Origin of the sequence: Bacillus sp. FSL K6-3459 (assembly GCF_038003305.1) — a bacterium.
GTDB classification, from domain to species: Bacteria; Bacillota; Bacilli; order Bacillales; family Bacillaceae; genus Bacillus; species Bacillus pumilus_O.
On record NZ_JBBOOW010000001.1, the window covers coordinates 2,642,629 to 2,655,769 of the forward strand.

Sequence of the window (13,141 nt, forward strand, 5' to 3'; positions counted from 1 at the left end):
TCTACTGCTGTTTTGGTCTGCTTTTAGCAAGAATAAAGATCGGTTCAAGCTTGCCCTCATCATATAAAAATGACAATGCGGTAATCGGAACCGTGCCGCTGGCGAAGAAGCTCATCGACATCTGTCCTAAAATATCATAGCCTGATTCATTGCGAACATCTGCAATGATGAATACATCTTGATGGGGGACAGAGATAGCCATCTGTCCTTCTATTTTTTGCGCGTATTCTTGTAAAATCGATTCATTTAAAAGTCTGCTCGCATCATATCCGTCATTCGCACGGAAGAAATAAAACCGGTTGCCTGCCACTTCATCCATTTTCACTACAGTTTCAAGTGAGCGGACATTGAAGCTAGCAGTTTCCCTGATTCGTTCTTTTGTCCAGTTTTCCTTTTGAAGCATCTTTTCATCAATTAATCTGTAGGTGCTTCCAAGGTCAAGTGCATAGTAGATTCTCGTTTCAGCTGTTTGCTCATCAAAAACGAGCGGGATGCCATCACTTGATGCCTCAGGAAAGGAAGTGGATCGAATGACCGGATAAATTTGCTTTTCTTTTCCTGAAATGTGCTGCGCTTCGCCCTTCATGGCACTTAGCGCCTCTTTCACATAATAGACGATCTCATCCAAAGTTTCATCAGGCTTTACTTCCCACTTTGCAATGATTGGAGGGAGCTCTAGTGTGATCCCTTTACCGGTTTGTTTATCTTCAATACGAAGTGTATCTTTTTCTCGGTCAAACTGGTGTGACCAGCTGTCATTTGTCAGACGGCTTTTGAGTTCGTTCGCAAGCTGTCTTGATGTCATTTTTGCCATGATTGAGACTCTCCTTTCATTATTTAGAAAGAGAATCTGTTAAAAATGCTTCAATCTCTTCCTTCGTTTTACGATCCTTGCTGACAAAGCGGTTAATCTCTTGTCCATTTTTAAAGACTAAAAAGCTTGGAATGCCGTAAATTTCCCACTCTGCGCAAGTATCAATAAATTGATCTCTATCCACATAGAAGTACTCAAATTCTGGGTAATTTGCTTCAAGCTCTGGCAAGAATGGTTCGATAAAGGTGCAGTCTGGGCACCAGTCCGCTGAAAATAGCAATACGGTTAAGTCTTCTTGAATCACTTTTTGTAATTCTTCGTTAGATTCAATTTTTTTCATGTTTCATTCCTCCAGTTTGTATGGTTAAATCGCCGAATTGTATATAGCCTTTTTTTCTCATCCATTCTGATACTACCAAACTAATCACTGCCGGGCCAACGATATGCAAAAGAGCAATCGCTAGAAAAACGGATGGATGAACCCCCATAACGGTCAGTGTCATGAGCTGTCCAACAAGACCGCTCGTTCCCATTCCTGCCCCTGCCGCATTATTGACCATCCCAAAGCCAATGATACCAATTGGCGCGAGAATGAGGCCCGCTATCGTCGGCGGAATAAGGATAAGGGGATTTTTCACAATGTTCGGAAGCTGCAATTTTGACGTGCCAATACCGACAGCGGCAAGTCCGCCAAAACGATTTTCTCTAAAACCTGCAGCGGCAAAGCCGACCATTTGAGCGCAGCAGCCAATCGTTGCAGCACCAGCAGCAAGACCATTTAAGTCAAGCATAAGCGCAAGCGCAGCACTTGAAATCGGTGAGCTAAGGGCAAGTCCAACAATGGTCGCTACTAGCATGCCCATGATCAGCGGACTTTGGTCAGTCCCCCACATGATGAGCCTGCCTAGCCCTGTCATCATAGCTTCAATCCCAGGGCCGATCAAAGTAGCGGTGGAAAAACCAGTGATGATGGTGACAAGCGGTGTCAAAATGATATCAATTTTCGTCTCACCACTGACCAGCTTACCGATTTCCACACCAATTAATGCTGCGACAAAACTTCCAGCAGGTCCACCAAGCTCTGCTCCTGCAGCACCTGAGACAACACTTGCAAAAATGATCAAAGGTGAAGCCTGTAACCGGTACGCAACGGCTACGCCAATCGCTGGTCCCATGAGCCCCATTGCGAGTGTTCCCATTTTGATGATGAGCGGAAGCGATAACAGACCACCTGCTGTTTTTAAAATAAGACCTACTACTAATGTAGCAAATAGACCTAAAGCCATATAAGAGAGTGCTTCAATGAAGTACACTTTTGGCGAAAGGGAGATTCCCTTTCTTTTCAAATAAGTCATCAACGTCTTCTTCCTGCTTTCTCATAGGAAAGACGAAGAGGCCTGTCCTTCCCATTATATGTAGTATTCTTACGATGAAAAATAGTCTCTACCATGAATATCATAATCATATTTTTTTTGCTTTATCAAGCACTTCTTGTGTAACATGAAAAGAAACAGGGCAAACCTTTACTAAGTTTGTACAAAAGGAGGAGATCGTTATGCAATTAACCGTCTATTTAGCAGGAGAAATTCATAGCCAGTGGCGTGATGAAATCAAGGAGAAAAGCCAATCGTTGAAACTGCCAGTGACATTTGTAGGTCCAATGGAGAATCATGACCGCTCCGATCACATTGGTGAGGACATTTTAGGTGAACAGCCGAATGCCATTTTCAAAGATGATGCTGCTTCTGATTTGAACAATTTTCGTACTGAGATCCTATTAAACAAGTCAGACATCGTCATTGCCCGCTTTGGTGAGAAATATAAACAATGGAACACGGCAATGGATGCATCTGCTGCCATCGCGAAAGGGAAACCTCTCATTTTGATCCGCCCAAAAGAACTGCACCATCCGTTAAAGGAACTATCAAATAAAGCGAATATTACTGTAGAAACCGTGAACCAAGCGATCAAGGCGTTATCTTACGTGTTTGAACAGCAATAACAAAAGGCTGCTCTCTTAAAAGAGGCAGCCTTAGATTGTTGACAAAGGGCTAAAATGATCTTTATTTTAGCCCTTTGTCTTCTTTTCAGCGTGATAGAAAACCTTTAAATTCTAGGAAGGACGAGTACCGGAGTGGATCGAATTGAAACATTCGTGAGCACCGAAACGCAGTCCTGACAAAGAATGCGAGGGTTTGTCTCCATGCTGATTACAATTACACCTGTTGATAAATAGAATCCACTGTACTTTGATCACAGTTTTTCACAAGACGGACAATTAATTCTTTTGCCGCTGCGTAGTCATCCACATGCAATACTGAATGACTTGTGTGAATGTAGCGAGCGCAAACCCCAATGACAGCAGAAGGCACACCTTGGTTTGAAATATGCACACGTCCAGCGTCAGTACCACCTGGTGATACGAAATATTGGTATGGAATATTGTTTGACTCAGCCGTATCGAGCACAAAGTCTCTCATTCCGCGGTGCGTAATCATGGTTCGATCAAAAATTCGCAGAAGTGCACCTTTTCCAAGCTGGCCAAATTGGGTTTTGTCACCTGTCACATCGTTTGCGGGGCTTGCATCTAAAGCAAAGAACAGATCCGGCTGAATCATATTCGCAGCTACTTCTGCCCCTCTAAGTCCTACTTCTTCCTGAACCGTTGCACCTGAATACAGATGACATGAAAGTGGTTCGTCTTTTATTTCTTTTAATAATTCAATCGCAAGTCCGCAGCCATAGCGGTTATCCCAAGCCTTCGCTAAAATCTTCTTAGGATTCGCCATCGGGGTAAAGACTGTTGCAGGCACGATTTGCTGTCCTGGACGAATGCCAAGTTCTTTTGCCTCTTCTTCACTGTCTGCACCAATATCAATGAGCATGTCTGATGGTTTCACAGGTTTGCTTTTTTGTTCTGGTGTTAGAAGATGAGGAGGTGTACTAGAGACGACACCAGGAATTGGTCCGTGATCGGTATGAACGTCGACACGCTGAGCCAGCATGACTTGACTCCACCAGCCGCCGAGTGTTTGGAAGCGTATCATCCCGTTTTTTGTAATGGATGAAACCATGAATCCCACTTCATCCATATGACCAGCCACCATGATTTTAGGTGCATTTTCTGGTCCCTTGCGTACCCCAAACACACCGCCAAGACGATCCTGAATGAGTTCGTCAGAATATTTCTCAAGTTCCTTTTTCATAAAGGCACGAACATGGTGCTCATTACCTGGGGTACCCTGTAATTCTGTTAAATTTCGGAAAAGCGACAATGTTTCTTCATTCATTCTACGATTTACCTCGTTTCTATGTAATGACCATATATATTCCTATAAAAATAACACTCACTTTATACTATAAGAATTCTTTCGGTTTTCCAAGTATCTCTCCAAAAATTTTGAATATGCTTTCAAGTATTCGGATTCCTTAACATCAATGGACAAGTTTTGTATAATGGAAAAAACAGCAATACGGAGGTGCAGCACGTTGAAGTTAAAACATGTTCTGATTGGTGCGAGTATTGGCGTAGCCGCTGCAATTGTTGCAAAGAAAGTATTCTTCCCTACGTATATCTCGTCTGAAAAAGCATTAAAAATTGTGAAATCTGCTTTTAAACAGCGCGGCCCGATTGATGGTTCTTGGATTTATACTGTACCAGAACCGTATACCGTAAATGGTGAAACGATTGATGTGTACAAATCTGGCATTACTCGCTCAGCCTTCGGCGAGCTTGAACAGTACGAAGTCATGATTGATGCCAAAACAGGCATGATTGTGGATGTCATTGATTCTGTGGCTTGATAAAGAAAGCTTCGCAAAGGTGTATCCTTGCGAAGCTTCTTTTTTATATGGCTTTGATTTTTTTATACACAGGATGCCACATAGCGTCCTGTACAGCCTGAATGAGATCCTCAGGTGTTTCCTCTGCAATTCCTTCATCAATCGCTGCTTGCGCCACACGGACAGCCACTGTCGCTGAAACGGTTCGAAGCTGATCGACACTTGGCAGCATTGCTGCACCCGGTTTTCCGACATTGACCATGCTGGCAATCGCTTCAGCACTCGCAACAAACATGCTGTCTGTCATGAGGCGTGCTTTAGACACAATTGTTCCAAGGCCAAGCCCTGGGAACACAAGAGCATTATTCGCTTGCCCAATTTCATATGTCACGCCGCCATATTCGACAGGATCAAATGGGCTTCCTGTTGTCACGAGGGCGCGTCCTTCTGTCCACTCAATGAGATCTTTAGGCTTTGCTTCTGAAAGAGGTGTCGGATTAGACATCGGTAAAATGGCTGGGCGCTCTACGTGTGACGCCATTTCTTTCACAATTTCCTCTGTAAAAGCTCCTCCTACTGTCGAAGTGCCGATTAAGATGGTTGGTTTTGCCTGTTTGACGACCTCTAATAAATCAATGGATTGCTTAGGACCATTACGGGCATAATCCTTTACTTCGTCAGAACGTCTTGCATATGGCTTTTGAAATGGCTGAATGTCAGGCGAATCTTCTGTAAGCAATCCTGTTTTATCAATACACCAGAAATGATCATATGATTCCTCTTCTTTGACTCCGTCTCTGACAATCGCATCACGGATCTGCTCCGCTATGCCAATTCCTGCCGTACCCGCACCGAAAATGACGATTCGGTGATCTTTCAGCGGAACCTTCGAAGCTTTTGCACATGCTAGGACCGCAGCAAGTGACACAGCTCCAGTCCCTTGAATGTCATCATTAAATGTACAAATTTGTTCCTTATATTTTTCCAATATGGCTCGTGCATTTTTTGTCCCAAAGTCTTCCCAGTGAAGAAGTGCATTTGGAAAGGTTGCACGGGCAAGCTCTACATATTGATCAATGAACTGATCATAACGCTCTCCTCGAACGCGAGAATGCTGATTTCCAACATAAAGCGGATCATTCAAGAGACTTTCCTGGTTCGTCCCTGCATCAAGTACAACGGCCAGCACACGGCTAGGATCAATCCCTGCTGCGGCAGTATAAACTGCAAGTTTCCCGACTGAAATGGCAATACCGCCAACTCCCCAGTCTCCAATCCCTAAAATGCCTTCTGCATCTGTCGCAACGATTAAGTCAATGGATTCATCCACACCGTATGAGGCAAAAATCTCTTCCATGCCTTCCAAGTCATCAATTGATAAATAAAGACCCCTTGGCTTTCGATACTCATGGCTATAACGCTGAATAGCTGTTCCAACCGTCGGTGTGTAGACAATCGGTAGCATCTCTGCTAAGTGCTCATTTAGTAATTTGTAAAAAAGCACTTCGTTTCTGTCATGAAGTGATGTTAAATACACATTTTTCCCGAGTTCATCCGGCTGTGCCTTGAACTGCTCATAGGCACGCTTCGCCTGATCCTCTAATGTTAAAACCTTAGGCGGTAAAAACCCCTTTAAACCAAGCTCTTCCCGCTCTTCCTTCGTAAATGCAACCCCTTTGTTTAAATAAGGGACGGACATGACTTCCATCCCTCTTAACGGTGTTTCAATGACATCACCATGTACACGATAAGATTGGTTCACCTGCACTCTTCCTTTCACAAGTTCATTTTGTCGTTATTTTGTGTGAAAGGCGGAAAAACATGCAGATGATCTTTTATCTTCCTGATTCTCTTTTGACTTCATGTGTGATTTGTCCATCTTCATCCCACTTAACAGCGCGGTAAATCGCATCATGATAAAACAAGTACCACGCATTTTTTTCTTCTGCAAATGCCTGCCATTTTTGCTTAGCTGGGATTGAAGTCATTGGGTAATCATCATAAGCAAGGACCCATAATGGGTTTTTATGAGCGTGCGTTGGCATGATGTCAGCTAAATGAATGGCTGTTTCGCCCTGACTTGTGAGCGTTAAGATACTATGACCATTGCTATGACCACCTGTATGATGCAGCTCAATGCCTTCTATTACTTCGATGCTTTCTTCAAATGGCACCACTTGATCTGCTATCGGCTCCCAGTTTTCTTTCCAATATGTATTTCTTGAGCGGATGTTAGGCGCCCTCATTTCATCCCATTCGATTTTGGATGTGATGATTTTTGCTTTCGGAAAAACAGACACGAGCTTTTCTCCTTCAAGTTTTGTTAATCCGCTTGCATGATCGAAGTGAAGATGCGTCATTAAGACGTAATCAATATCTTCTGGTTGCAGGCCGAGTGCCGCGAGTGACTCTTCCAATTTCGTCTCTTCTGTTACGCCATAATTGCGTTTTTGTTTATCCGTCAGCTTCCCTGATCCGATGCCGGAATCCACTAAAAAATGAAGACCATTCCACCGGATGAGGATCGGGTCACACCGCAGTTCAATTTGATTGCGATCGTTCACTGGGTATTTTTTTGACCATAGCGGCTTTGGCACTACACCAAACATCGCGCCACCATCCATATGTGTATCTCCCCCGTTTAACCAGAACAGTTCCATGTCACCTATTTTCATTGTCTCCATTGCTGTCATCCCTCCTTTTTCTATCGTAGCAAATACAGCTGAAAATCGCATGCATCAATCTTTTCATGAAAAAAGCTGACTGCAATTTTTTTTGCAGCCAGCTTGATGTTATTTGTTATTCTGGAAATTTCACTTCTGATCGATAGATAGGTTGTCCCATAGACGAGAATTTCTCTTCGTATTCCGTCATCACATTTCCTTCTAATCCGTCCTTATGTAAATCTAAGCTTACATACGTTAAAAGAAGGCCATATGCAGAAAAGCTCTTTAAGGAATATTCAAATAACCCGCGGTTATCTGTTTTAAAATGCAACTCACCGCCTGAACGGAGAATATGTTCATATCGCTCTAAAAAGGCTTTAAACGTCAATCTGCGCTTTTCATGCCTTGCTTTTGGCCACGGATCAGAGAAATTCAAATACACCCGGTCAATCTCATTTTCCGCAAACACATCTGTCAGCGTTTCCGCATTAATGTTCAAAAGCTTTACATTTTCAACATTTGTTTCTTTGATTTTATCTACTGCTGTCACAATGACACTTTTAAATAATTCAATGCCAATATAGTTGATATCAGGATGAAGCTTGCCCATGCCAGCGATAAAGCTCCCTTTCCCTGTGCCAACTTCGATATGGATTGGATGATCATTTCCAAACAGCTCATGCCACTTCCCTTTATATTGCTCGGGGTTCGCTAAGGCAATATGAGCATTTTCAGCTAAGTAATCATCAGCCCATGGTTTATGTCGCATTCTCAATTTGATACACCTCTATTTTCTTTACATTTTATCAAGATACCATGAAACATAAAGACCCGCAAGACGGCATCTTTATACGCATATGAAAAAGACCAACCCTCGCTTGAGCTGGTCTGCCGCATGTATAAATTGGGCGCTGAATGCACAGTTTAACCACATAAATGACACGCAGAAAAGGAGCATACGTATGGGATTAAACCGTCAACATCAGCTTCAATTAATCAAAGATATTTTAACCGATCACCAGTTGGATTGCTGCGGGACTGTTGCAGAATATGAACAGGTGGGACGCGTGATTCAATTAATGCTGGCAAAAGAAGACCTTGATGCCGACATTCGTCAATTATTAACAGATATTTATGATTACAGCCAAAAGGGCACTTCTGTCAACTCAATTGATGCACATATTGAGGCGCATCAATCGCATTTGTCAGAGTGGGTCGAGAATATTCCTCTGTCTTAATGAATGTTTAACCGCTGTAAGAGTGCGCTCAGCTCCGCTTTCACTTCTTGCTGTGCTTTTTCATTCCCTTTTCTTTTATGCCACACGACAAACGATACGGTTTCAGCGAGGACATACCAAGCCATGCGTTTTCGCAAATTGTCCGTCAGCGGGGCACCGTACATTGAGAGCCAGCTTTCCCAGTTTTCTTCTTCAACATAATGGTATAAAAGTGGTCCAAGATCAATGGCTGGGTCAGCAATCATCGCCCCATCCCAATCGATTAAGTAAAGCTGGTTTTCATCTGTCAGCAACCAATTATTATGATTGAGGTCACAATGACACACGACCTTGTCTTCAAATTGAACTGCCTCCACATGCTTCTCTAAGTACTGGATGGCACGTGTGACGTCACGCGAATCAATTTCCTCTTTCAAAATGGACTGTTTTAAATGCTTCAGAATGGATGCTGGGTCTAGAGAGTGCTTCTCTAATCGTTTCAGCATATCAAGCAATTCTTTCGATGTATGAATTTTTCTTAGCTGCTCTGCGACAGGACGGTCATTCATGTCCTTTGGCTTCAGCTCTCTGCCGCTCAGCCAGTGCTGCGCAGTGATGACATCCCCATTTTCCATCCGTTTTGTCCAGACAAGCTTCGGCACAATGCCTTCAGCTGACAAAACCGCAAGAAACGGTGACGTATTGCGTTTTAAAAATAGCTTTTGGTCATTGTGTGTTGCGAAGTACGCATCTCCCGTAGCGCCTCCAGCAGGAGAGATGTGCCATTCGCTACCTAATATTTGTCCCAACCAGTTCATATCAATTTTCAACCCATCATTTCTTAAAATATTTTAAATCGTGCTTTTTTAGTCGACAAAATTCAGCCGATTGAAGGTCAATAGGCTGTTTCTTTTTTTTATTTATATGATCATAAAAACAAAAAGGACAGCTATTGAGAATGAGATGCTAAACAATAGCCGTCCTATAGATTTTATCGTTACCTTCTTATACTCGTCAAGCAAAACTAGAAAATCAGGACAAGAACCTTATGAAAAGAAAGGCTTTTTTTCATGGTTCTTTGATTAGGATATTCACGAGATATGATTTAAGCACGTAATTTTAATGAGCGCTCACTCGCCTTCACAAAAACAGGCGTTGCACCAATTACTTCTCCATCTGCATGAAATATGATTTTTCCGTCTGCCTCCAAGTACACTTCCTCGTGCTGAAACAGGGTAACTCCCTTCATTCCAAGGTGCTTACGAAACACCATTGCACTTAGAAACAAGAGCACTTTAAATGGATTCAAATCTGTGACAACGAGCGTTTGAAAGCCCGGCTGTCTTGCGCTCACTTCTGGCGCTGCTTCCAGCCCGCCTCCGTAATAGGGGTGATTACAAACAATCACAAACCACACTTGGCGAAAGACCTTCTTCTCGTTTTCAATAAACAGTGCAAGGTCGAACGGCTTAAAGGACCATAAAGAATGGAGAAATGAGAGCGGGTAGATGATAAACCCAAGCCTTAGCCGTTTCAGCCACTTTTTCCCTCTAAAATGCACTGTTTTCCTTAGCACATGCGCATCAAAACCAGCACCGATATGATTGAGAAAGAGAACGGACTGTGCGCTTTCTGCGTGATCTTGAAAGGAGCCGAGAGAAAATGTTTTGGTGAGCATTCTCTTTTGCTTTCTCACTTCTTTTAGGACATCTTGACGATGGATGCCAAGGCCCTTCGCCGCATCATTCCAATGACCAGCGGGGACAAAGCTTAGCTGCACATGATCCATTTCCTTTAAGCCATTCAGGACTTCATGAATGGTGCCGTCACCACCAATGACAATCAGGCGCTTCAGCCTGTCATCTTGCATGGCGCTAATTTGTCTTGCCAATACTTCTGCATGACCTTCATGCTGGGTGAGGAACGATCGATATGAGATCTCCACCTTTTGTAGCTCTTTCTCTATGCTCCTCCATGTACGAAGTCCTTTTCCATGTCCTGCTGCTGGATTAACGATAAAGTACCATTCATTCATATATTAGCTCCACTCAGGTCTCTTTTTTCGTGACCTTCCATTATGCCTTTAATCGAGCCATTCCTGCCTTCTTTTGCTGTCTGATTCACCATAAGCAAGCAATGCCTTTGTCGCCTTAAATTGCTGATGCTTTGTCGGAGCGGTATTTTTCCGCTGCTTTTCAAACCAATCTTCCGCCTTCTTCTTATCGACAACCTCCATCCCGTATGGAACTTCCGGTAAGTCAATATAAGAGGTACGGCTGATCAAGATTTTTTTCACAGGAAGATCGACACCGCTTTGCTGTAAAATCTTTGACACGACGGTGCCAGAGCGTAGAAGGCTTGCGCAAGGATTCAAAACGGACTGAACCGCTTTCCCATTCGCCCGCTTTTCCCAAAAACGTTCCTTCGTTCCGATATATACGCTGTCAGGCTCTGCCTCTAAGAAGGATAAACAAATCACTTCCAGCGGCGTTATGAGGACTGGACATAATTCCATCTCTGCTTTTTGAATGAGCAGCACCGGTTTGTACATCACAAAATATGAATCCGGAAGCTGCCTAGCAAGCATGCGCAGCTTTTCATCATACCGAATGTGATGGGAAACGGTTGAAATGTGGGAAATCGTCGAGCTCGCCCATTTTAATTGAACATCATATAGATGATCCTTAAAAAAATGAATGAGCTTCGTTTCATCAGTAGGAACGTTTGTAAAGACACCTTGCTCTATATCTGTTGGCTCGTTAAAAAGGCTTAGGTCCCGTTCCTTCTTCATATCGGCTTCTTTTTGCTTTCTCTTTAAGGAGAATTTCTTTCTCTTTTCCTCCTCTTGTTCAGGCGCTTGTTCAGAAATTTGGTCAAATGAATGCTGCGTCTTCTCTTTTGACGCTTTTTTTAACTCGTCCCACCTTTGCTTTTTCAATCGAATAAATTGATTGATGTAATGATGCGGGTCTTGTTCATAGCGTGATATATAATCTTGAATTTTGATAATTTGCGCCATCTGCTGCTCACTCCAACTTTTAGAATCATTTATGTAGTGCAAATTGTTTGATTGCGTGATAACGCGGGGTTTCTCTTGGTCGTATTTCATATAGAGTGATACTAGAAACCTCTATCACGTATGGCTCTTTGCGTAAAGGCGCTTGTTCTGCAAAAGAATGATCCGCATTCCATTTACGCGCAATTGTCATATGCGGATGAAACGGTCTCTTTTCAACAGGATGTCCTGCTGACAATACGGCTTCCTTCACCTTTTCTCTTAATAGCATGAGCGGTTCACTTTCATTAGGTTTTGCAAAAAAGACTCTCGGGCGTTCCTTCGTGCCAAACTGTCCCACCTCATTCAGCTCTAGTGAAAATGCAGCGGCTTCCTTTGAGAGGACCTCAAGCAGCTCGATGATCTTTTTTAAGCGTTCTTCTGAAATGGCCCCTAAAAAGATCAAGGTCACATGATAATCATGTGGTGCTGTCCATTTTTGAAAAGACAGTCCGCTTCTTTGATCAATGTCTCTTTTAATTTGAGACGCAAGTTGTTCAGGGATATGAATCCCAATAAAATAATGACGGTTTTCTGTCACAATATCACCTGTCCTTTTTTCACAAACTTTACGAATCCCCATTGATGATAGTATAACTAAAGAAATGCGGAATGAGAAGAAAGGGTGTCACATGATGAAGGTAGCACAAAATATAGCTGAGCTGATTGGCGATACACCACTTGTTCAATTACAGCGGCTTCAGCCAGACAATGCGGCAACTGTGTATTTAAAGCTAGAATCGTTTAATCCTAGCGGCAGTGTGAAGGACCGTGCTGCTTACAATATGATCGTCGAGGCTGAAAAACAAGGGAAGCTGACAAAAGGAGCGACCATCATTGAACCGACGAGCGGGAATACAGGGATTGGTTTAGCTATGAACGCAGCAGCTAGAGGGTATCAAGCCATCCTTGTGATGCCTGATACGATGACAAAGGAACGAATCAATATTTTAAAGGCTTACGGGGCGCGGGTCATTTTGACCCCAGGGGAAGAAAAAATGCCAGGCTGTATTCGCAAAGCAGAGGAGCTAGCAGCTCAAATTCCTCATAGCTTTATCCCAATGCAATTTGATAATACGGCGAATCCAGATGCTCATAGAGGCACAACGGCTGTTGAAATCATAGAAGCTGTCAAGCAACTTGGAAAGCCCATTGGAGCCTTTGTCGCAACAGCAGGAACTGGCGGAACCATTACAGGCACTGGTGAGGAATTAAAGAAGGCATTCCCTCAATTGACCATACGTGTGGCAGAGCCAAAAGGATCTCCAGTATTATCTGGCGGAACACCTGGCAAGCATAAACTTGTTGGCACAAGCCCAGGGTTTATTCCCCCTATTTTAAACGAGCATGTCTATGATGAGATTGTGCAAGTAAGCGATGAAGATGCGTACACAATCACACGACAGCTTGCCCGGCTTGAAGGGATTTTAGTTGGTCCATCATCTGGTGCAGCCTGCTATGCTGCGATTGAAACAGCCAAGCAATTGCCGGCAGATCAAATTGTGATCTGTATGACAGCCGATACAGGCGAACGATACTTATCAAGTGATGTTTTTCAAGATTAAAAAAGGAACAGGGGCAATGAACCCCCTGTTCCTTTTTTCTT

At 43.2% G+C, this 13,141-nt stretch carries 15 protein-coding genes; 4 read left to right on the forward strand and 11 right to left on the reverse strand.

Features of this window, described 5'->3' with window-relative positions:
• Position 1: 1 nt before the first annotated feature.
• From MHI35_RS13375 to MHI35_RS13385, 3 genes are read right to left on the reverse strand one after another with little or no spacing between them, the layout of a single operon-like run.
• A complete protein-coding gene (locus tag MHI35_RS13375) occupies positions 2-814 on the reverse strand; it encodes a DUF1444 domain-containing protein (protein ID WP_335349252.1) in 813 nt (270 codons plus the stop codon).
• 19 nt (positions 815-833) lie between these two features.
• On the reverse strand, positions 834-1,154 hold the full coding sequence (locus tag MHI35_RS13380) for a thioredoxin family protein (RefSeq protein ID WP_003217665.1): 321 nt from the start codon (positions 1,152-1,154) through the stop codon (positions 834-836).
• On the reverse strand, positions 1,141-2,169 hold the full coding sequence (locus tag MHI35_RS13385; RefSeq protein ID WP_335349251.1) for a PTS transporter subunit IIC: 1,029 nt from the start codon (positions 2,167-2,169) through the stop codon (positions 1,141-1,143). The genes MHI35_RS13380 and MHI35_RS13385 overlap by 14 nt, the downstream gene beginning before the upstream one ends.
• Positions 2,170-2,369: 200 nt before the next feature.
• On the opposite strand from MHI35_RS13385, the gene MHI35_RS13390 reads away from it, so the two are divergent.
• Complete coding sequence (locus MHI35_RS13390; RefSeq protein WP_012010925.1) at positions 2,370-2,816, forward strand: YtoQ family protein; 447 nt, start codon at positions 2,370-2,372, stop codon at positions 2,814-2,816.
• Positions 2,817-3,030: 214 nt separating this feature from the next.
• On the opposite strand, the gene MHI35_RS13395 is transcribed toward MHI35_RS13390, so the two are convergent.
• A complete protein-coding gene (locus MHI35_RS13395) occupies positions 3,031-4,104 on the reverse strand; it encodes a M42 family metallopeptidase (RefSeq protein WP_335349250.1) in 1,074 nt (357 codons plus the stop codon).
• 199 nt (positions 4,105-4,303) lie between these two features.
• On the opposite strand from MHI35_RS13395, the gene MHI35_RS13400 reads away from it, so the two are divergent.
• The gene (locus tag MHI35_RS13400; RefSeq protein ID WP_003217759.1) at positions 4,304-4,618 is read left to right on the forward strand and encodes a PepSY domain-containing protein; all 315 of its coding nucleotides are present in this window, start codon (positions 4,304-4,306) and stop codon (positions 4,616-4,618) included.
• A 43-nt stretch (positions 4,619-4,661) separates the two neighbouring features.
• On the opposite strand, the gene MHI35_RS13405 is transcribed toward MHI35_RS13400, so the two are convergent.
• The 3 genes from MHI35_RS13405 to trmB all read right to left on the reverse strand — a co-directional run bounded on the left by MHI35_RS13405 (position 4,662) and on the right by trmB (position 8,038).
• A complete protein-coding gene (locus tag MHI35_RS13405; protein ID WP_335349249.1) occupies positions 4,662-6,359 on the reverse strand; it encodes an NAD-dependent malic enzyme in 1,698 nt (565 codons plus the stop codon).
• Between the two features lie 73 nt (positions 6,360-6,432).
• Entirely contained in the window at positions 6,433-7,281 is an 849-nt protein-coding gene (locus tag MHI35_RS13410; protein ID WP_211062860.1) for a YtnP family quorum-quenching lactonase, read from the reverse strand.
• Between the two features lie 115 nt (positions 7,282-7,396).
• Positions 7,397-8,038 carry a tRNA (guanosine(46)-N7)-methyltransferase TrmB gene (gene trmB, locus MHI35_RS13415; protein WP_144469163.1) on the reverse strand — a complete coding sequence of 214 codons (642 nt, stop codon included), beginning with the start codon at positions 8,036-8,038 and terminating at the stop codon, positions 7,397-7,399.
• A 187-nt stretch (positions 8,039-8,225) separates the two neighbouring features.
• Here trmB and MHI35_RS13420 point away from each other — a divergent pair, with 187 nt between their 5' ends.
• The gene (locus MHI35_RS13420; RefSeq protein WP_144469162.1) at positions 8,226-8,501 is read left to right on the forward strand and encodes a YtzH-like family protein; all 276 of its coding nucleotides are present in this window, start codon (positions 8,226-8,228) and stop codon (positions 8,499-8,501) included.
• Here the strand turns inward: MHI35_RS13420 and MHI35_RS13425 are convergent.
• From MHI35_RS13425 to thpR, 4 genes are all read right to left on the reverse strand, one after another.
• The gene (locus tag MHI35_RS13425; RefSeq protein ID WP_186325087.1) at positions 8,498-9,298 is read right to left on the reverse strand and encodes a phosphotransferase family protein; all 801 of its coding nucleotides are present in this window, start codon (positions 9,296-9,298) and stop codon (positions 8,498-8,500) included. The two genes, MHI35_RS13420 and MHI35_RS13425, sit on opposite strands and share 4 nt — an antisense overlap.
• A gap of 287 nt (positions 9,299-9,585) precedes the next feature.
• On the reverse strand, positions 9,586-10,515 hold the full coding sequence (locus MHI35_RS13430) for a YegS/Rv2252/BmrU family lipid kinase (RefSeq protein ID WP_211062859.1): 930 nt from the start codon (positions 10,513-10,515) through the stop codon (positions 9,586-9,588).
• A gap of 48 nt (positions 10,516-10,563) precedes the next feature.
• Complete coding sequence (locus MHI35_RS13435) at positions 10,564-11,499, reverse strand: hypothetical protein (protein ID WP_088003520.1); 936 nt, start codon at positions 11,497-11,499, stop codon at positions 10,564-10,566.
• Positions 11,500-11,524: 25 nt separating this feature from the next.
• Positions 11,525-12,076: an RNA 2',3'-cyclic phosphodiesterase gene (gene thpR / locus MHI35_RS13440; RefSeq protein WP_335349248.1), complete on the reverse strand. Its 552-nt coding sequence runs from the start codon at positions 12,074-12,076 to the stop codon at positions 11,525-11,527.
• A 94-nt stretch (positions 12,077-12,170) separates the two neighbouring features.
• On the opposite strand from thpR, the gene cysK reads away from it, so the two are divergent.
• Complete coding sequence (gene cysK, locus MHI35_RS13445) at positions 12,171-13,100, forward strand: cysteine synthase A (protein ID WP_417894680.1); 930 nt, start codon at positions 12,171-12,173, stop codon at positions 13,098-13,100.
• Positions 13,101-13,141: the final 41 nt, after the last annotated feature.